The following is a 20,484-nucleotide window of genomic DNA, read 5'->3' on the forward strand; positions in this document are numbered from 1 at the left end:
GACATTGATAGCGCAAACATATCTAATATAGTAAAACAATAAAGTACCAACATAATGTAACCACTATAATTTTTGAAAAAAGTATAATTTTAAATGTCAATTTGTAAAGAACAAACATTTCACATAAGGAGGGGATATTTTGTTCAATCAAAAAATAGTAGCAGGTATTGATATCGGTGGGACGAAGACTCTAATAGGTCTAGTGGATCATTCTGGAAACATTTTGGTGAGTCAGCAATTTCCGACTGAAATCGATGTTGAGCCTAAAATCCATATTGATAAGTGTATTGAATCACTACGTAATTGCATGAAAAAGATTGGCATTCATGATCAATCACTTCTTGGGATTGGTGTGAATGTACCTGGATTGGCTGATCCTAAAAAAGGAATTTTAATTCATGCTCCCTATGCTGGATGGAAAAGTGTTCCTGTCAAAAGCTATCTTCAAGAAATATGGCCAGAAATACCGATTCGAATTGCAAATGATGTAAATGCCTGCGCATTGGGAGAACTTGTATTTGGAAGAGGAAAAGAATTTCAACATTTCCTTTGGGTAACGATCAGCACTGGAATTGGTGGTGGAGTTATAATCGAACGAAAAATTTATGAAGGTGAGCATTTCATTGCTGGTGAGATTGGGCATTTAGTTGTTGAATGGGAAAATGGCAATCTTTGCGGTTGCGGTAATCGAGGATGTTTAGAGGCTCATGCATCTGGGACAGCAATTGCGAAAATGGCCGAAAAAATGAGTTTGTTACCAGCTACTTCTAAAAATGTAGCTGAATTAGCGTATAACGGAAATAAAACAGCCTTAGATATTTATAAACAAGCTGGTGAATACATAGGACGTGCACTTTCATATGCCGCAAATGTTTTGAATCCTGGAGCAATTATAATTGGTGGTGGAGTTAGTTTATCATATGATTTGCTTGAACCGCACATACGAACTACATTTCAATCTGCAGTTATTGATGAAACGAATAAAAGTATGCCCATATTAAAAACGGCACTTGGTTATGAAGCAGGCTTAATTGGGGCAGTAAGTTTGATATATTCAAATGAATAGGTTCTTTTCTAAAACGTGTTTCTCTTATAAAAAATTTTTAATGAATTTTGGAATTCAATATTAATTATTGTTTAAGAAAAGAGCTGCATACTTTATTAGAACAGTAAACTCACTTATATGCTTTTACATAAAATAAACACTAAGAAAACAATAAAAGGAGCTGAACAAATTGTTTCGATCCTACTATAGTCAATACCAAGCTGAGTGGTTAAAAGTCATTCAACAATTAGATATAAACATCATTGAAAAAATTTATGAGACTATTAAAAATTCAACTGAAAAAAATCAACAAATTTTTGTATTAGGTAACGGTGGGAGTGCTTCTTCAGCATCTCACTGGGCGTGTGATTTTGGAAAAGGCGTGAATGTAGATGGAGTAAAGAGGCTTAAGATTTTAAGTTTGACTGATCAAATTCCACTTATGACAGCTTATGGTAATGATATTAATTATTCGGATATATTTGTAGAACAGTTAAAAAATCTTTTAAATCCCGAAGATATTGTTATTGGACTTTCCGTATCTGGTAACTCTGAAAATGTAGTTCGTGCTTTTCAGTATGCAAAAGATCTGGGGGCACAAGTAATATCGTTAGTCGGAGAAAAAGAAGGAAGAATGAAAGGTCTATCAGACATTTCCCTTGTCATACCATCCAACGATTACGGAGTGGTGGAGGATGTTCATATGTATGTGAACCATGTAATCTCACAATTTTTGAAGAAAGAGAATGAGAGACAAGGGGCATTATTAGCTGAGTAAACTAAATAGGTTATTAGTTAAACAATTATTTGGAGGAATAATAATATGAAGATGCTACTAGGTATTGATATAGGAACTACAAATTGTAAGGCTGCTGTGTTTGATGTGAATGGAAAATGTATGAAAATCGCAAGCCGTCCGACGAAAACTCATTATCGAGAAAACGGACAAGCTTTTTATCATCCGGATGAAATATGGGAAATAGTATCTTCGAATATTGAAGAAGCGATTAAAGATTTTAAGAATTCTATTGCTGTGATTGGTATTACAAGTATGGCAGAAACAGGGTTGCTCATTGATAAAAGATCAGGATTATCAAAAACAGAAATGATACCATGGTTTGATAAACGTGCCATGGAAGAAGCGGAGTTCATTGTGAGGTCATCCGATCCTATTGAACGTTTTTCTAAATCAGGCCTGCGACCAAGCTTTAAATATGGACTACCTAAGTTGTTATGGTTAAAACAAAAAGATTCCGGTATTACAAATGATGCTATTTGGCTCTCGGCTTCTGATTTTATCGCTTATAAGCTTACGGGAGAATTTGGAACAGATTACTCGCTTGCGGCTAGAACGTATGGCTTTAGAATTGATGAAAAAACATGGGATGTTCCCTGGTTAAATAGTTTTGGATTAGAAGATTCTTTATTTCCTGATGCTCACCTAGCGGGAACGCCGATTGGAGAAGTAAGTAATCAAGAGTGTATTGAATTCGGGTTATCAAAAGGTACACCTGTAGCTGTTTCCGGTCATGATCATGTTTGTGCAGCCTTAGCTGTTGGAGCAGTGAATCCGGAAACAGTTCTAGACTCAATGGGGACAGCAGAAACATTAGTCGGAGCTTTTAAAGAGCGCAAACTTGGAGAAAAAGAATACAGAACAGGATTATCCTATGGTTGTCACGTCGTAAAAAATCGTAATTTTTGGATGGGGGGAAATCCCTCTTCTGGAGGATCGATAGAATGGATGCGATCTCAACTTTCAGATACTCAACTAACGTATGATGAAATGCTTCAATTACTTGCGGAAACTTCAGAAGGTCCTTCTGGAATACTATACTTTCCCTATTTATCTGGAAGCGGGGCACCAAATCCGAATCCATATGCAAAAGCCGCTTTTATCGGATTAGAGAAAAATCACGGAAAGAAAGACATTATTAAGTCAATACTTGAAGGTACAGCTTATCAATTGAAATTAGTTCAAAAATCTGCAGAAGAAATTGCGGGAAAAGAAATTACGAAGGTTGTGGCTGTAGGCGGTGGTACAAAAAATAAATATTGGATGCAAATAAAAGCAGACGTCTCGGGATGTTCTTATTCAATTCCTGATATAAGCGAGTCAACTTTACTTGGTGCTGCAATGGCTGCGGGAATTGGAAGTGGTATTTATCGTGATGAACAAGAAGCGATTGACAAGATTAGTAGCCAATTTCATAAGGAAATCACTCCAAACGAAAAGAATCAAACTACTTATCAAGAAGTTTATACAAACGAATTTCTTAAGATGGAAGAACTACTTCGAAACTATTATCAAAAACAATAAAATTGAGAATTATCCTCAGAAACGCCACCTTTCTTTATTAAGTCGAGTGGCGTTTTTGAATTGTTACATAAAAGGATCCCAATTCATCTTTGTCTTGTCTAAACTTGTTTTAATTTACTATCATTCTGCCAAATGAATGTGGATGCAAAATGGGGCCAAATCCTAAGGATTGGATCCCATTTCCGTATGGTGGAAGAAAAATTGATGGCAGTGCAAAAGTGTAAAATGAATAAAGGCTGTGATTTAGATAATAGATTTGTCCATTTTCCAAATACGCTACCCAACTCCTATTCATTCATCAATCTTCTAAGTTCATAGATGACAAAAAATTGTAATTGGTTCGTGAAAATATCTCTTTTTTTAGTCTCCTATTGATATTCACTTATCTTTCTACCAATTCTAGCTTCTCACCATTCGGACCTTCAAAAAAGGCAATTTTAACTTTATCATTTAAAATGGTTCGAGGTTCTTCATCTATTAATTTTACACCTGCTTCCTTAAAGCGTATGAGTTCGGCCTCAATGTCTTCAACAGTAAAGGCTAAGTGGTTCACGATTCCTTCGTTTTCAACCTGAACACCAAACACAAGTTCAACCTCTACACTTGGTTGCTGTGGAAAATATAAAAAGGCAAGTTCAACAGTGTCATTTAACCACTCTCTATTTCTTAATTTTAAACCAAGGATGTTTTGATAAAATGCTAATGATTCATCCATGTTATTGACCATAATTCCTACATGTTCCATTTTCATAATGTATTCCTCCCGACGGAAAATAGTATGTATTCTACTTTTATATCATAGTCTATAATTGACTATTCCGATAGTGGAAAAATTCAAATTATAGAGGCTCTGTATTTTTGAACTAGTGGGAGACACTGTGTTATTAACTTAATAAGCGATGACCGGAAAATTTATATGAATTTTTACCTGATATCGAGTACATGGTAAATAGATGAATTATTTTTGTTGAAGCTATTCTACTAACCAGCAGGTTTATGGAAAAAGGAGAGTATAGGTTAAAATGTGTCAGGCCTTGAATAAACTGATAAGGAAATAATACAAAAAAGCTTGCAGCACCTTATTATTAAAGGTTTTGCAAGCTTTTTGCTTGATGGAGAATAGCGGGTTCGAACCGCTGACCTCTTCGCTGCCAGCGAAGCGCTCTCCCAGCTGAGCTAATCCCCCGACATTTATTTGAACTACATATCTTATTATAATAACTTTTGTAAAATGTGCAAGGGTATTTTTTACGCAAAGGATTTTAACTTATAATTTCAATACTTTGTACATCATCAATTTTAGATATTGAATAGTATACATTCGTAATAGGTCGATTTATATTTACTCTCGTTTTTAGTTCGAGGAGATGGCTGGAACTATCCTTCTGATCTTTTATTCGAGTGTGGGAGATAGTAATTTTATCTTCTTGTAATTTTTCTATTACCCTTTCTAAGCTCTCTTGTTTACTTACTGTAATTTTAATGATTATATCTCTTTTTAATAATTTCTTTGGACCAATTTTAATTAGTGTATAAGGAATAAATTCCACGCTAATAATTAACAATATTACACCAGCAACGGCTTCGATATAAAAACCAGCCCCAACAGTAATCCCAATACCGGCTGCCCCCCAAATCATCGCTGCCGTTGTAAGACCAGATATGTGGTCGTTGCCTCTTCGTAAAATGACCCCTGCCCCTAGAAAACCAATACCTGATACAATTTGTGCAGCTAAACGGAGTGGGTCCATTTGTATCCGAACATTATCGCTCCCTGGAAAAATATAAGCTGATTCAATGGATACTATGGTTAATAAACAGCTAATAATAGAAATCACTAGACTTGTTTTAAGTCCAAGTGGTTTTCTTTTTAATTCTCGTTCAAGTCCAATAATTAATCCTAAGAGAGCAGATATACCAAGTTTCAATAATAGTTCTAAATCTAAATAATCCAATATAACTTTCTCCTCCCCTCTAAAGATGTATATATGTATGGTAAAATGTTAACATAAAAATTTTAAGTAAAACATGATGAAAACAACCTAGAACCTAATATTAAGGAGAAACAGATGGATAATCCAAAAATAAACCCTTATTTTGCATTAATTGTGGGTGTTTTGTCTGTGTCGACATCTGCTATATTTGTAAAATTATCTTCTGCAGACGCAGCGGTTATCGCTTTTTATCGTTTATTTTTCAGCGTAGTATTGATGATACCTATATTCTTCCCTAAATACATAAAAGAAGTTTTCTTAATGAATACAAAGGAATGGTCATTTTCCATTATCGCAGGAATTTTTTTAGCTTTCCATTTTATTTTGTGGTTCGAGTCACTCAATTACACCACTGTTGCAAGTTCAACGGTTTTGGTAACACTCCAGCCATTATTTGCTTTTGTCGGCACTTTTTTGTTATTTAATGAAAAATTTTCTTCAAAAGCAATCCTCTGTGCTATTATTGCTATTTTCGGGAGTGTCATTATTAGCTGGGGTGATTTCAAAATAAGCGGTTCTGCATTATATGGTGATTTCTTAGCTTTAGCTGCATGCGCGTTCATTACCGCATACCTACTATTTGGACAAGAAGTTAGAAAGCGTATTTCGCTAATTGCTTATACTTTTACCGTTTATTTTATTAGCTCGATTGTTTTATTTATATATGTTCTGTTTACAGGATCTAGATTGTATCCTTATCCATCAGCTGATTGGATATATTTTTTATTGCTAGCATTAATCCCTACATTATTAGGACATACCCTATTTAATTGGTCTTTAAAATGGTTAAGCACATCCACTATTTCAATGGCGATTTTATTTGAGCCAGTAGGTGCAGCAATCTTAGCAGTTTATATATTAAATGAATCCATTATTTGGACCCAAATCATAGGTGGTTTAATCATTATCATAAGTGTCACTTTGTTTCTTTTTCAAGAGAAAAAATCCAAAGTTGTACAGAGTATGGAATCTAGTTAATGGAAAAAAGAATAACCGTGCATATACATACACGGGTTTATCAATGAGTAAGTAATTTATTTTGATTTTTTAACTTGTTAATTGTAGCGGAAGGCGAAGACTCTTAATTAGCTTTATCTATTCAGTCGCCTTCGCTTTTTCCATCGATAAAAGCTTGCATCTTTAAAACTTAAATAAACAGATATGTAAGACCAGAAAATACAAAAGCCATAATTGATGAAAAAATGAAGGTCCCGCCGGTAACTCGTTCTTCGGAATTTGAAATCCTTAATGCTTCGATATACGAATACGAAAATAAATAAACAGTCATCAAAATAGCAATTATTAGTGCGATTTTTGTTAGCATTTTGAATTTCACCTACTTAATAAATAGAGTTGGTTATATATATGATTCTTATCTTGTAAACATGAATCAATTATTTTCAAAATGTCCTATTTTTAATGAGTGAAAAGTAATATTTTTGCGTCAAAAAAATACAAAGAATTCAACTTGCACGATAATAATTATAAGATTTATACTTGAGAAACTTACAGTATACTCACGGCCTAGTCCTAATTTGACAACTATTATCTGTTTTACTATATTTAAAGACCGTGTTAATTTGGGTAGTATTAACATTTTGTTATTTAGTGATTTGCTTTTTCCATGGGTTATTTTTTCTGAACGGTTATTTTAATGTTAAAAAAACGAACAAAACGTATGCTTCCAGGTCAAATTACCAATTTAGCAACTGTTTACTTTTTTATTAATATTTGTTGAGTTATTCCCAGAATGGAATGGCGTAAATGGTGCATTTGCTATATCTATTGGTGAATTAGCTGAACTTGGGATAGTTCTTATTAAGATTATTCAAGTAAGTGGGGAACATCCCTTTTCTCGAATTAAGCATTATTTGCAGCGTAGTTTAAAAGTGAAATGAGGAATGTTAGTTGTTAAATCGTACAAATGCTTTTTTGCAACATTGGATGCCGTATTTGACACCAATTAGTGTTGTGCTTGGAGTGACCATTTTTTCCTCTTTAAGCTCCATATCTTATGTTGTTAAATGGGTGTTTGCATTTATCAGTTTTGCAAGCTGCATTGGATTGAACGTAAAGGAATTACGAACGACTTTGACGAAACCGCTTCCGGTAATTATAGGAATGCTGATTATCCAAGGAGTTTTACCTTTCATCGCTTTTGTTGTTGGAAAGGCACTATTTAATGATGACCCCTATATCATCATTGGGTTTGTTTTGGCTTTTACGATTCCTACAGGTGTTATCACATTGATGTGGGTATCGATTTATGGTGGGAATCGAGCTGTTACTTTAGCAATTATTCTAGTAAATACACTTCTATCCCCAATCCTTGTACCTTTCACATTAAATATTTTAGTTGGGGCGCAAGTTGAAATGGATATAGCCGGATTGATGATTGGGCTTTTAATCATGGTAGTAATCCCATCCTTACTCGGCTTATTAGCAAATCAACTATTAAAAAACAAGCATACATCAATTCTTTCTTCAAAATTAGCACCGTTTTCAAAAATGGCAATTTTTTTAGTTATACTTATCAATAGTGCAGTAGTTGCTCCATTTTTTAAGCAGATGGATGGAAAGACTATTATTTTAGCGATTATTGTGTTTCTCATGGCTTGTTTTGCCTATGTGACAGGATTTGTAATAGCTAAGTTATTTAAGTGGGATGATTCGGTTGCCATTAGCCTTATGTATAATAGCGGAATGCGTAATACAGGGGTAGGGGCTGCTTTGGCAGTTTCATATTTTCCGGCATCTGTCGCATTTCCTACTGTAACAGCTGTGTTATTCCAACAATTTCTAGCGTCCATGGCAGGGAAAATAATTTCTAAGTATGTGGAGAAAAAACAGAAAAAAATCGTTCTTTTACAAAGGAATAATATAATAATGACTAAGCAAAAAACCTTCTAAAGAATTCTTTAAAAGGTTTTTTGCTATATTAATTCATTTTACCACAAGATTGACGGATGTTTAGTTCGGGAATCATTTTTCGAATACTAGGATCAATTTTTTTATTCTCGATAATCTCTATGATAGAACGAACAATTTCCGCTGCTAATTGATCAACTGGAACTCCAATACTTGATAAAGGGATTTCCATATTTGCCATTTGCGGGATGTTATCATAACTAATAATTGAAATATCGGTTGGAATTTGAAGCTTTTTTTCTTTTAAACCGCGGAGAATTCCACCGCTTATATCATAGCTCCCTCCAACAATTGCAGTCGGCCGATCAGTACTTTCCAACAGTTTGCTAACAGCCTGATAGCCATCATACCAATCAAGGCCATGAGTATCGACTAAAAATTGTTGGTCAATTGATAAACCAAAGTGATTCATAGCTTTTTTGAATCCCTTTAATTTTTCCATTTGCATACGATCAGTTTTGGAAAAATCACCAATATAAGCAATATTTGTATGTCCTAATTCTGAATGCAAATATTTAACTGCTTCTAACATTGCTTGTTCATGATTGGGATCAACGATTGGATAATGATTATTTTCATTCTCTGCAACTCCGTAAACAAGGAAAGGGATACTATTTGGCTCAATAGAAATATCAATATTCTCGTCGAATAAAATGACTCCGTCCACTTGAAACCTTCTAAATGTATCGAGTGATGAAGGAATCGGCTCGACAGAAAGAATCATAGAGTACGGTGTTTTTCTAATTTCATTGCTAATATTCGTAACTAAAGTAGAGAGAACCACTCTTTCAATAGTTGGCCATATTAAACCAATGATTTTAGTTTGCTTAGAAACAAGCCTTTGAGCAGCAAAATTTGGTTTATATCCCATTTCTTTTGCTACTTTTAGAATTCTTTTTTTTGTCATAGGCTTGACTAACGGACTATCATTTAACGCTTTGGAAACAGTGGAATAACTTACCCCAGCTATTTTTGCGATATCTTTAATAGTTACACTCATACTATTTCACCTAATGTTATTTTAAAATTATCTTTATTTAATGTATCACAGAATAACAACGTTTTCATAATTTTATTTAGGCATAAGCGTTTTTGTTTTATAATAAAGTCTATGTTTTTTTAATTTCTAAAACTTTTGCTGTCTAGTTAGACGCTCCCTTCTCGAAATCAAACAACTTGAAGATCTACAAGTCAAAGTTCTAAGTTTTACTACTCAGAAGGTTTGATTGAGTTGAAGTAAGTATTCGAGTTCCATGTCGCTGCTAAGGAAAGCACCTATAATGGAAAAAAAAGTAATAGATTTAAAATGACAAAAAGTAAATTCACACATTGCGAAAACTAATTAAATCAACTATCATTGTAATAACAACGTTGTTATTTAAATATATATATTAAAAATGATAACGCTTTAATCTTAATAATTCTCCAACCATTACAACAATATAAAGGGTGATAAAAATCGAAAAATTACAGTCCGTAATCGAAGAATTAGAAAAAGGTAATATTGCTTCTAGTAATACTAGTGTAAAAGTCTATGAAAAATCATTTAAAGAATATGATAATGTCCGATTATTAATGGTAAAAGCAAATGGTAATAGATACCTTCTTGCCGTCGGTGAAGGAACCCTTTTCGATGATTTACAAGGTAAGAATGTTGGAAGTGGAAAGGCATGCCCTTTGAGTCATGAAAATCGTCTCGTTCTAAATCGTTTTTTCGATTTTACCGTTCCACGTGCATTCGGTACAGAGATTGCTACGATGGGATTGGGAGACCGATTAGGGATTGCATCGCCTGGCCATATTGAAGCAATTAAAGGACATCGCGTAAAACCAATACTTGCACAGCAAAGTATACGAGAATTAACTTTAACGAATCGTACGATGAATGATATGCTAGATGCAGCGGCATTTGCTGTTTTCCAAGAAGGATATGAAGGTGGATATGGCGCAGATGGCGACCATATTAAGCAGGAAGATGACATCAAGATGGCATTAGAACTTGGAATCTCAATGTTAACATTAGATTGTTCGGATTATATCCCAATAGGAATTGATGCTAAGTCATTAGAGGAAGTCAAAATTGAATTTGAAAAACTTCCCCTAGAAGTACAAGATTACTATAACGAAAGATATTTGAATCAAACTTTTGATGTAAAAGGATTAGCCATTTCTTTTAATGAGGAAACATTGGTAAAATATGTTTTAGAGTACAACGAAGCTCTTAAATATATGGTTCACGTTTATGGTGAATACATTAGCAAGCTAGATCGTGACTTTGACTTTGAAATTTCAATTGACGAAACAGAAACGATTACTTCTCCAATGGCACATTTCTTCGTTGCTAATGAATTAACATCAAAAGGAGTTAAGGTGAATAGTCTTGCTCCAAGATTCTGTGGAGAATTTCAAAAAGGAATCGATTATATTGGCGATGTTAAACAATTCGAACGTGAATTAAGTGAGCATGCTTTGATTGCGGAGTATTTTGGATATAAGCTTAGTATCCATTCAGGCAGTGATAAATTTACAGTGTTCCCTATCATCGCAAAATATACAAAAGGTGTCGTCCATGTAAAGACTGCAGGTACAAACTGGCTTGAAGCCGTCAGAGTTATTGCAGAAACGAATCCTGACTTGTATAGAAGAATGCATGCGTTTGCATTGGATAATTTAGATGAAGCGTTAAAATATTATCATATAACTCCTGACATGAACACTATTGCTCTACTAGACTCTGTTTCGGATGAAAACCTAGCAGACTATATGAATAATGATGCTGCTCGTCAGGTCCTCCATGTCACTTATGGGTTAATTTTAACCGCAAAAGACGAAAACGGTGAGTCATTGTTTAAGGAAGATTTCTTTAAAACACTTGACGAGCATGAAGATGAATATACTAGATCTCTTGTTCTTCATATTGGGAAGCATTTAGATACGTTGGGACTATAAAAGGACGTACTGAAAAAACTGGATTTTCCATTTGGCAGGGAATTCGTTATTTTTCACAACTGAAAGGGGCAACTGCTAGATGGAGTTACTTTTCATATTAAAAGATATTATCTTACCCGTTTTCATCATAATGGGTATAGGTTTTTTCATTCAAAGAAAATTAAGTTTAAATATTCAAACCTTAGCAAGACTCAATATTTATTTTCTTGTTCCAGGGTTTATTTTTGCAAAGTTATATAATACAAAATTCTCTGCTAATCTTTTTTTTACAGTTTTGTTTTTCTTCATCACATATGTTGCCATTCTATACGTGATTTCCTATATTTTAGGAAAGGCAATCGGTCTTGAAAAAAGAAAAAATACGACCTTCACTAATAGTGTCATGTTTTTTAACTCTGGTAACTATGGAGTTCCAGTAAACGATTTGGTATTTAGAAGTGATCCTTTTGCAATGTCTATTCAAGTCATCATGTTGACGCTGCAAAATATTTTCGTATTTTCATATGGCATATTTTCGTTGCAAGCCGTGAATACAGGTAAATTAAAAGCGCTCTTAAATTATTTTAAAATGCCGGTGTTATATGCGATGATTTTCGGAATAAGTTTAAATGTGTTGGACATAGCGCTCCCATCATTTATTTATGTTCCTGCAAATTATATAGCAAATAGTATGGTTGCCCTTGCGTTATTTACATTGGGAGCACAAGTTGCTGAAATAAAGTTTACTTCTGGATTGTCTAATGTTTATTTCAGCTTGCTCCTTCGATTAATAATAGGACCAGCGATTGCTCTAGCTATTATTTTCATCTTTGGAATGAAAGGTGTTATGGCACAAGCATTGTTTATTGCATCAGCAATGCCAACGTCTGTTAATAGCGCGGTCATAGCTGAAGAGTATAATAACCATCCACATTTTGCAGCACAGATTGTTTTATTCTCTACATTTAGCAGTGCGATAACAGTTACCTTCATTATTTATTTATCAAGGATATTATTTTCTTAGTATTTAATAGAGTCTTATTGAAAAAAGAAAGGAGGAAGTTGATTATGAATGATCTTCTAGCAAAGAAGAATCGGATACTTGGAAATATGTTAAAAGATATGGGACGAGTATTAGTCGCTTTTTCGGGTGGTGTAGATAGTGCCCTACTTTTAGAGAGGGCTAAGCAAGAACTTGGCGATCAAGTCTTGGCTGTTGTCGTTTATTCTGAATTATTCCGGAAAGAGGAGTTTGAAGGTGCGGTAAAGTTGGCAGAGGAAATGGGGGTACAAGTCCATCAGACTGAAATGAAGGAATTGAAAAACCCATTCATCGTAGCAAATAATCCGGATAGCTGGTATCACAGTAAAAAAATGCTCTACTCTCATTTAAAGGAATTGGCAAAGGAACTTAACTATCATTATGTGTTAGATGGAATGATTATGGATGATATGGAAGATTTTCGACCTGGGTTGAAAGCCAGAAACGAAGAAGGAGTTCGAAGTGTTCTTCAAGAGGCAGGGTTATACAAGCATGAAGTTAGAGAGCTAGCGCAATTATTTTCAGTTCCAGTTTGGAATAAACCTGCATCCTGCAGTTTAGCATCTAGAATTCCATATGGAGTTAAGTTAGACCAGAAAAAAATTGACCAAGTTAATGAAGCAGAACTATTTATACTATCACTTGGCATTTCTACCGTACGTGTCCGCCATCACGGTGATGTAGCTCGCATAGAAGTGAAGCAGGATGAAATCTCAAAATTACTAGAACATAATGAGTTAATTCATAAGAAACTTGTTATATTAGGCTTTTCCTATGTATCGATTGATTTACTCGGATATCGTACTGGCAGCATGAACGAAGTTTTACCTGATGATTCAAAAGCATTGTATTCAACGGTTGTATCTATATAAAAATAATGCTGTCATCTTAAAAGTATGTGTGCAGTACATAAGCAATGAACGCGCTCCTCTAAATGAAAGGATGTTGAATGATTCATGAAAACTTTTATTACAGATGATTTTTTACTATATAATGAAACGGCAAAAGAGCTTTTTCATAATACAGCAAAAGATTTGCCAATCATTGACTATCATAATCATTTAAAACAAGATGAGATTTTAGAAGATAAAAATTTTGATAATATTGCAGATATTTGGCTCGGTGGAGATCATTATAAATGGCGTGCCATGCGTGCAAATGGAATCCAAGAAGATTACATTACAGGAAATAAAAGCGGTTACGAGAAATTTTTGAAATGGTCTGAAACGGTTCCTAACACACTCGGTAATCCCTTATATCACTGGACTCATTTGGAATTATTAAGATATTTTGATATCGATGAAATATTAAATGAAAAATCCGCTCCGGCTATTTGGGAAGAGGCGAATAAAAAACTATCCGCTCCTGAACTATCCGTACGTTCCATCTTGAAAAAAGATAAAGTTGAATTTGTTGGAACTACAGATGATCCAACAGACAACCTTGACAGCCATCGCGCTTTGAAAGAAGAAGGATTTGAAGTGACAGTTTCTCCTTCGTTCCGACCTGATAAGGGATTATTTATTGAAAGAGAAACCTTTTTGCCATGGGTCGAAAAATTAGGGGAAGTAACTAATTCATCTATTGAAAATTATGATGCATTTCTTACCTCTTTATCCGAGCGAGTAGATTTTTTTGCCGAGCATGGTTGTAAAAGTTCCGATCATGGTATTGATGTAATGTTTTACAAAGAAGTTTCCAAACAAGAAGTCGACCAAATCTTCAAAAAGCGTTTGAGTGGAGAAGATGTATCGGAAGAAGAAGCCGAAAAATTTAAGACATATACATTTCTTGCTCTTGGTGAATGGTACGCAGATAAAGGCTGGGCCATGCAGCTTCATTTAGGTGCACTTCGCAATAATAATAAACGCATGTTTAAGAAGGTAGGTCCTGACACAGGCTTTGACTCAATTGGAGATTTGTTAATCGCCAATAAATTAGCAGGTCTTCTCGATTCGTTAGAGCAAAATGATAAATTACCAAAAACCATCCTATATAGTTTGAATGCAAGAGATTATGATGTTCTTGCATCGATGGCTGGTAACTACCAAAGCTCTGAAGTACCAGGAAAAGTACAGTTTGGTACGGCATGGTGGTATAACGACACAATTGACGGTATGGAAGACCAAATGAAGACACTTGCGAATATCGGATTAATTAGTAACTTCATTGGGATGCTTACCGATTCACGAAGCTTTTTATCGTTTCCAAGGCACGAATATTTTAGAAGGATTTTATGTAACCTACTGGGCACTTGGGTCGAAGAAGGCAAAGTACCAAAGGATATGAGCTTATTAGAAAAATACGTTAGCAATATTTGCTATGAAAATGCTAAACGTTATTTCGGATTAGAAAAATAAAAAAACTTACCGTAAGGGCTGCTTAATTTTGGATAGCCGTAAGACTTTCCAGTAAAGAGTAGCCCTTATCAACATGTCCAATTAGTTACCCTGTATTAATCCTCAATAGGTTTATTTGGAGTAGGAGACCACTGCAGAAAACGAGATCTAGAACGAAACAACATACAAATATAGAAAGAAATAAGTTGGGAGTGATAAATTTGAGTATATTAGAAGAATTGCTAAAAGACATTCCGCTTCCGAAGATGGTGAAAGTCAGGCAAAACTTTGACTCGAGTTGTATTGAGAACCTGGAAGCTGCGTTAAGAGATGAATTGAATCAAGAAAAAATCAAATCAAATGTAAAACCTGGGATGGAAATTGCTATTGCGGTTGGCAGCAGGGGTGTTGATCGTATTGTAGATATAACTGCCATTACGGTCAAATTTTTAAAAGAATTAGGTGCTAAGCCATTCATAGTTCCAAGTATGGGAAGTCATGGAGGAGCAACTGCTGAAGGACAAAGAGGCGTTCTTGAGCATTTAGGAGTTACAGAAGAAACAGTTAAAGCCGAAATTCGCTCTTCTATGGAAGTAATAAAATTGGGAGAATTACCGAACGGACTTCCAGTTTATATCGATAAAATCGCCTCACAAGCAGACGGTATTGTTGTACTAAACCGCGTTAAACCACATACAGCTTTTCGTGGTCCTGTTGAAAGTGGAATTATGAAAATGATCAGTATTGGATTGGGTAAACAAAAAGGGGCGGAAGCTTGTCATCAGCTTGGCTTTAAGTATATGGCTGAGCATGTCCCCGCGATGGCTAAAATGATTATGGAAAAAATGCCAATTTTATTCGGAGTAGCTTCTGTTGAAAATGCCTTTGATAAAGTGGCAAAAGTATCTGTTTTAACACCTGATGAGATTGAAGAAAAGGAAATTGAGTTACAAAAGTTAGCTAAACAATTATTGCCAAAGCTCTTTTTTGATCAAATTGATGTGCTCGTCATCGATGAAATCGGAAAAAACATTAGTGGAGATGGAATGGACCCCAATATTACAGGACGCTATCCAACCCCGTATGCGCATGGTGGACCAGAAGTAAACAAAATGGCTGTCCTAGATTTAACAAAAGAGTCAGAAGGCAATGCAAACGGAGTGGGGACGGCAGACTTTACAACGCAGAGACTTGTAGACAAGATGGACAGAGAAGCGACCTATGCAAATGGGTTAACTTCAACAGTCGTTTCACCTACAAAAATTGCTACTACCTTGGCAAACGATCTCCTCTGCATCAAAGCGGCTATTAAAACTTGTAATATTTTGGATTTTAGTAAGGTGAAATTAGTTCGCATAAAAAATACTTTGGAAATAAGTGAGATTGAAGTATCTGATGCTTTACTCAATTATGTTAAAGAGCATCCCAATTTGGAGCTAATATCTGAATTAAGCGAAATGGATTTTGATGAGGTCGGAAATTTTAGAAAGTAATGACGCTAAAAATGGGGGAGAGATCGTGAGCAATTTATTTGATTTGTCAGGAAAAGTCGCTGTCGCAGTTGGTGGAAATAGCGTACTTGGCAGTTCCATTGCAAAAGGGTTGGCAGACCACGGTGCGAAACTTGCTATTGTAGGAAGGAATTTAGAAAAGGCAGAAGCTGTTACAAAAGAAATTAAGGTAAATGGTGGAGAAGCTAGATCTTTTTACGGTGATGTAAGTTCACGAGAATCAATAGAAAATCTTGCTAAAGAAATTGAAGCTTGGTCAGGTGGATGGGATATTTTATTAAACGCACCTGGAAAAAACAGTTCCACTCCTTTCTTTGAAATAGAAATGGAAGAATGGGACGATATAATGGATGTTAATTTAAAAGGGCTTGTATTTACAACGCAAATTTTTGCAAAACGCATGGTGGAGCAAAACAGAAAAGGAAGTATTATTAATATTTCATCTGTATCTTCCACAACTCCACTATCTAAAGTATTCACTTATTCGGCCTCAAAAGCAGGTGTGAATAGCGTGACACAGTTTTTGGCTAGAGAATTTGCTCCTTATGGGATTCGTGTAAATGCGATTATTCCTGGATTTTTTCCTGCTGAGCAGAATCGGAAAATCTTAAGTGAAGAACGAATCGCATCTATTATGGGTCACACACCGATGAATCGTTTTGGAAATCCGGAAGAACTTCAAGGAGCAGCTGTGTATTTAGCTTCCGATAAAGCATCTGGTTTTGTAACGGGCACGTTCATTCGTATTGATGGTGGATTCGGAAGTATGACAATTTAATTTTAGGTGTTTTTGTACAAGCTATTTGTTATTTTCTTATAATTGTTATTCGTAGCGAAATTCAACAATTAAAGTTAGGACAACCAACTTGAAAAATGTTAGGCTTTTATTATGAAAGGCTATGGAGCACTCCAAAGCCTTTTTTAATATGGTCATGGACGTTCTGGAGGTAAAAATGAAACATCAATTTCTTTCTCGCTATCTTTATATCTTTTATTCTACAGTTTTCCTCCTACATATAATGAATATATTTATAGATAATGAAGGCATAAATTATTTCATCGGATTATTGGCCTTTATAATGCTAGTAGTATCTTTTTCTAAGGCATCACGATTGTTTAAAATACTGGGATTGTCATTTTTAATCGTGGGAGGAGTTTTATTTTTCTATACAGAAAAAACTATTAGCGAAATTCCCAATTCTTTAACGTCAAATATGGCTCTATTAACTTTATTATGTATGCTGCCGTGGATGAGCAGTGTCGTATGGAGTGGGAGATTTGATAAAAGTTTAAATACGATGATGAAATACAATGTAACGGATCTAGGTAAATTATATTTACGAAGTTCAGCAACAACACTTTCTTTGGCTGCTTTCCTTAATCTATCAGCCATATCGATTTCACAAGATGTATTAAAAGAGAATTTGGACAAAATGGATACAGCTCTAAGGAATTCATTTATGAGTATGTCGACTTTGAGAAGCTTTTCTCTTGCAGTTTTATGGAGCCCCCTAGAAATCTTATTAGCAGTTACAATTTTTGTCACAGGTGTTAATTATGTTTCATTACTACCTTGGTTATTAGTGATTGCTACTTTAACATTTATTCTTGATAATCTGTGGGGAAGATTTTATTTTAAAAAGCACCCGTATGAAATCGATAATAGAATGAAGTTTAATAAACAAGTATTGATTAAAAGGTTTGCCCAGTTAACTGTTGCTCTAGGAATGTTTCTTTTACTTGTCATTTTATGCGGAAGTATATTAAAAATTAATTTTATATTATCTGTAACTTTGATAATTTTTCCTTTCTCTTTCATCTGGTCGCTTGTACTTAAAAGGATGAGGAGCTTCCTAATTCTTGGCTGGAATACGTGGAAACAGAAGACGAATACGATGCAGAACTTTATAGTGTTGTTTATTTCTCTTTCCTTTTTCTCAAATAGTTTAAGTAATACAACGTTTCTCGATGTAATTCAAAAGCCTTTTCACTATGTTGCTGATTACCCATTACTTATTTTTTTCGTCATTCAACTTCTCTTTATTACAATGAGTATGTTTGGAATTCATCCGATTGCTATCATTGGGATTTTAACGGGTTTAATTACAACGTTAATCGAAGTGTTTAATCCGCTTAGCCTGGCAATCGTCATCGTAACGAGTGCAATGGCAACCTTAACTGTCAGCACGTATGGACTAATCGTTACCTTAACTGCAATGAATACAAAGCAAAGTCCATACAAGATTACATGGATGAATATGCCATATGCTCTCATGTTTGGAGGAATTGGATCTATAGTCGCTTATTTCCTACTATAGTTAATCAATGAAGCTGTAGTTGGTAAAATCCCTCTACAGCTCCATTTTACAAATATAACCATGAAAGCGGTAACTCTTGTAATCTAGTATGTAGTCATATATAATGAAAGCGTATGCCCGAGCTAGAATAAAAATTTTATGACTAATTTTTGGTGGTGCAATATGAACAAGCTTAATGTAATGAATAAAATAATTGAATGTGGTGTAGTAGCTGTTGTAAGAGCAGACTCAAAGGAAGAAGCGATCAAGATTTCCGAAGCATGTGTAAAAGGTGGAATTTGCGGAATTGAAATCACATTTACAGTGCAAGGTGCTGTAGAGATCATTGAGGAACTCTCTATTTTTTACAGGGAAAATAACAACGTTGTTATTGGCGCTGGAACGGTACTTGATGCTGTAACCGCGAGAATTGCAATTTTGGCAGGCGCTAAATATATAGTAAGTCCAAGTTTTGATATCGAAACAGCGAAATTATGTAATTTATATCAAATTCCTTATATGCCTGGATGTATGACGATAACTGAAATGAAAAATGCTCTTGAGTATGGAGTAGACATTATAAAACTATTTCCTGGAAATGCATTTGGACCTGATTACGTCAAATCAGTGAAAGCACCGCTGCCTCAAGTAAACCTTATGCCTACTGGAGGAGTTAGTTTAGAAAATATAGATCAATGGATTAACAATGGTTGTGTTGCTGTGGGAGTTGGTGGGAACCTAGTGGCTCCAGCTAAAACAGGAGATTTTGACTTGATCACTAGGTATGCAGAGCAATATGTAAGTAAAGTTCAACAAGCTAGAGAGGCATTAACGTGAAAAAAATTGTGACTTTCTGAGAGATATTGCTCCGTTTTTCTACAAAGTACGGTGAACGGGTACAGCTTGCCAATCAGTTTAATGTTCATTATGGGGGAGCTGAAGCGAATGTAGGTGTCTCGCTCGCAAACTTTGGTTACGACGTCTTTATTGTTAGTAAAATTCCTGAAAACCAGCTTGGAAAAACAGCTGAAAAACATTTAAAATCTTTTGGCATTCATACAGATTATCTCTTAAAAGGGGGAGAAAGATTAGGGACTTATTATTTGGAAACAGGAGTGGGTGAAAGGGGATCACAAGTTATATATGGTTGTAAACATTCCAGCTTTTCTCAACTTACCAATGATGAAATTAAGTTTGATGAAATTTTTCAAGGTGCAGATTTATTTCATGTGACGGGAATCACTATTGCGTTATCTCCAACTTTGCAGGAGTTGACCCTATTATCTCTTCAAAAAGCAAAAGAACATGGGGTAACAATTTGGAAGAAATGGATCCGTTAAAAGCAGTTGCTTTTGCTACTGCTGGAGCTGCTTTAAAACATACGATTTATGGAGATGCCAATCATTTTTACAGTAGATGAAATTACTGCTTTTGCTTATCAAGAAAACAGGAAAGATCAATCGAAAAAAAATCAATACTAAATGGTAATGGAAACAAAAATACAAAGGAACCTCATATTGATAATAGTATTGAATTTTTACGTGAGAAATATAGAAAGGCTTAAAGATTTTTGGGGGAAATTAGGATAATAGAATAGAACTTTATACCGTGTCACGATGAAATCGTGACACGGTATTGTTAGTTAACACTATCCAATTCTCAGGATATTATATGAAGAAAAAAATTTGCAATAACAAAAAAGCCTATTTAAAATCTACTATACAATAATTTAAATCAAAATTATTTTTAAAATAGTATTGTGCAAATAAAATAACTGTGTTATATTAATAAGCGTCCGAAAAAGGACGTCACTTAATAATGAAAAAAGTTCATCACAATTATTTTTAAAAAAGTGATTGACTACTGAGAGATTAAGTGTTATTATTTGAAAGTCGCTAATTTAAGAAATTGTTAGCTTTGATCTTTGAAAACTGAACGAAACGAACGTTAAATTATTTTTAAAAACAATGGTTTTAAACCATTGCCAGCAAATGAGCTACAAACTTCAATGAGAGTTTGATCCTGGCTCAGGACGAACGCTGGCGGCGTGCCTAATACATGCAAGTCGAGCGAATGGATG

At 34.7% G+C, this 20,484-nt stretch carries 18 protein-coding genes, 1 tRNA gene and 1 rRNA gene; 15 read left to right on the forward strand and 5 right to left on the reverse strand.

Going from position 1 to position 20,484, the window contains the following annotated elements; genetic code table 11:
- The first annotated feature begins 139 nt into the window (after positions 1-139).
- The 3 genes from MT489_RS18600 (at position 140) to MT489_RS18610 (ending at position 3,365) form a co-directional block, all read left to right on the forward strand.
- Complete coding sequence (locus MT489_RS18600; protein WP_244683066.1) at positions 140-1,066, forward strand: ROK family protein; 927 nt, start codon at positions 140-142, stop codon at positions 1,064-1,066.
- A 169-nt stretch (positions 1,067-1,235) separates the two neighbouring features.
- Entirely contained in the window at positions 1,236-1,823 is a 588-nt protein-coding gene (locus tag MT489_RS18605; RefSeq protein WP_244683067.1) for an SIS domain-containing protein, read from the forward strand.
- A gap of 45 nt (positions 1,824-1,868) precedes the next feature.
- Positions 1,869-3,365 (forward strand): FGGY-family carbohydrate kinase, encoded by a 1,497-nt coding sequence (locus MT489_RS18610; protein ID WP_244683068.1) that lies wholly within the window; start codon positions 1,869-1,871, stop codon positions 3,363-3,365.
- Between the two features lie 382 nt (positions 3,366-3,747).
- Here the strand turns inward: MT489_RS18610 and MT489_RS18615 are convergent, their stop codons facing one another.
- The 3 genes from MT489_RS18615 to MT489_RS18625 form a co-directional block, all read right to left on the reverse strand.
- Positions 3,748-4,116 (reverse strand): VOC family protein, encoded by a 369-nt coding sequence (locus tag MT489_RS18615; RefSeq protein ID WP_244683069.1) that lies wholly within the window; start codon positions 4,114-4,116, stop codon positions 3,748-3,750.
- 362 nt (positions 4,117-4,478) lie between these two features.
- Positions 4,479-4,551 (reverse strand) — tRNA-Ala (locus MT489_RS18620).
- 76 nt (positions 4,552-4,627) lie between these two features.
- Complete coding sequence (locus MT489_RS18625; protein WP_244683070.1) at positions 4,628-5,320, reverse strand: MgtC/SapB family protein; 693 nt, start codon at positions 5,318-5,320, stop codon at positions 4,628-4,630.
- 114 nt (positions 5,321-5,434) lie between these two features.
- On the opposite strand from MT489_RS18625, the gene MT489_RS18630 reads away from it, so the two are divergent.
- Positions 5,435-6,337, forward strand: a complete 903-nt coding sequence (locus tag MT489_RS18630; RefSeq protein WP_244683071.1) for a DMT family transporter — start codon at positions 5,435-5,437, stop codon at positions 6,335-6,337.
- A 169-nt stretch (positions 6,338-6,506) separates the two neighbouring features.
- Here MT489_RS18630 and MT489_RS18635 read toward each other — a convergent pair whose 3' ends face one another.
- A complete protein-coding gene (locus MT489_RS18635; protein ID WP_244683072.1) occupies positions 6,507-6,683 on the reverse strand; it encodes a hypothetical protein in 177 nt (58 codons plus the stop codon).
- Between the two features lie 584 nt (positions 6,684-7,267).
- Between MT489_RS18635 and MT489_RS18640 the strand changes: the two genes are divergently transcribed.
- Positions 7,268-8,269 carry a bile acid:sodium symporter family protein gene (locus MT489_RS18640; protein ID WP_244683073.1) on the forward strand — a complete coding sequence of 334 codons (1,002 nt, stop codon included), beginning with the start codon at positions 7,268-7,270 and terminating at the stop codon, positions 8,267-8,269.
- 28 nt (positions 8,270-8,297) lie between these two features.
- On the opposite strand, the gene MT489_RS18645 is transcribed toward MT489_RS18640, so the two are convergent.
- Complete coding sequence (locus MT489_RS18645; RefSeq protein ID WP_244683074.1) at positions 8,298-9,287, reverse strand: LacI family DNA-binding transcriptional regulator; 990 nt, start codon at positions 9,285-9,287, stop codon at positions 8,298-8,300.
- A gap of 449 nt (positions 9,288-9,736) precedes the next feature.
- Between MT489_RS18645 and MT489_RS18650 the strand changes: the two genes are divergently transcribed.
- The 10 genes from MT489_RS18650 to MT489_RS18695 all read left to right on the forward strand — a co-directional run.
- Positions 9,737-11,236 (forward strand): tagaturonate epimerase family protein, encoded by a 1,500-nt coding sequence (locus tag MT489_RS18650; protein ID WP_370876420.1) that lies wholly within the window; start codon positions 9,737-9,739, stop codon positions 11,234-11,236.
- A 79-nt stretch (positions 11,237-11,315) separates the two neighbouring features.
- Positions 11,316-12,239 carry an AEC family transporter gene (locus MT489_RS18655; protein ID WP_244683075.1) on the forward strand — a complete coding sequence of 308 codons (924 nt, stop codon included), beginning with the start codon at positions 11,316-11,318 and terminating at the stop codon, positions 12,237-12,239.
- Between the two features lie 44 nt (positions 12,240-12,283).
- Positions 12,284-13,129 (forward strand): ATP-dependent sacrificial sulfur transferase LarE, encoded by an 846-nt coding sequence (gene larE, locus MT489_RS18660; RefSeq protein ID WP_244683076.1) that lies wholly within the window; start codon positions 12,284-12,286, stop codon positions 13,127-13,129.
- 84 nt (positions 13,130-13,213) lie between these two features.
- Positions 13,214-14,617 (forward strand): glucuronate isomerase, encoded by a 1,404-nt coding sequence (gene uxaC, locus MT489_RS18665; protein ID WP_244683077.1) that lies wholly within the window; start codon positions 13,214-13,216, stop codon positions 14,615-14,617.
- Between the two features lie 200 nt (positions 14,618-14,817).
- The gene (locus MT489_RS18670) at positions 14,818-16,089 is read left to right on the forward strand and encodes a nickel pincer cofactor-dependent isomerase, group 22 (RefSeq protein WP_244683078.1); all 1,272 of its coding nucleotides are present in this window, start codon (positions 14,818-14,820) and stop codon (positions 16,087-16,089) included.
- A 25-nt stretch (positions 16,090-16,114) separates the two neighbouring features.
- Complete coding sequence (locus tag MT489_RS18675; RefSeq protein WP_244683079.1) at positions 16,115-16,885, forward strand: SDR family oxidoreductase; 771 nt, start codon at positions 16,115-16,117, stop codon at positions 16,883-16,885.
- 175 nt (positions 16,886-17,060) lie between these two features.
- On the forward strand, positions 17,061-18,425 hold the full coding sequence (locus MT489_RS18680; RefSeq protein ID WP_244683080.1) for a hypothetical protein: 1,365 nt from the start codon (positions 17,061-17,063) through the stop codon (positions 18,423-18,425).
- 162 nt (positions 18,426-18,587) lie between these two features.
- On the forward strand, positions 18,588-19,241 hold the full coding sequence (locus MT489_RS18685; protein ID WP_244683081.1) for a bifunctional 4-hydroxy-2-oxoglutarate aldolase/2-dehydro-3-deoxy-phosphogluconate aldolase: 654 nt from the start codon (positions 18,588-18,590) through the stop codon (positions 19,239-19,241).
- A 26-nt stretch (positions 19,242-19,267) separates the two neighbouring features.
- On the forward strand, positions 19,268-19,744 hold the full coding sequence (locus tag MT489_RS18690) for a PfkB family carbohydrate kinase (RefSeq protein ID WP_244683082.1): 477 nt from the start codon (positions 19,268-19,270) through the stop codon (positions 19,742-19,744).
- A gap of 664 nt (positions 19,745-20,408) precedes the next feature.
- Positions 20,409-20,484: ribosomal RNA gene (locus MT489_RS18695) — 16S ribosomal RNA — on the forward strand; the annotation flags it as partial.

Source organism: Lederbergia wuyishanensis, from assembly GCF_022900255.1.
GTDB lineage: Bacteria > Bacillota > Bacilli > Bacillales > Bacillaceae_C > Lederbergia > Lederbergia wuyishanensis.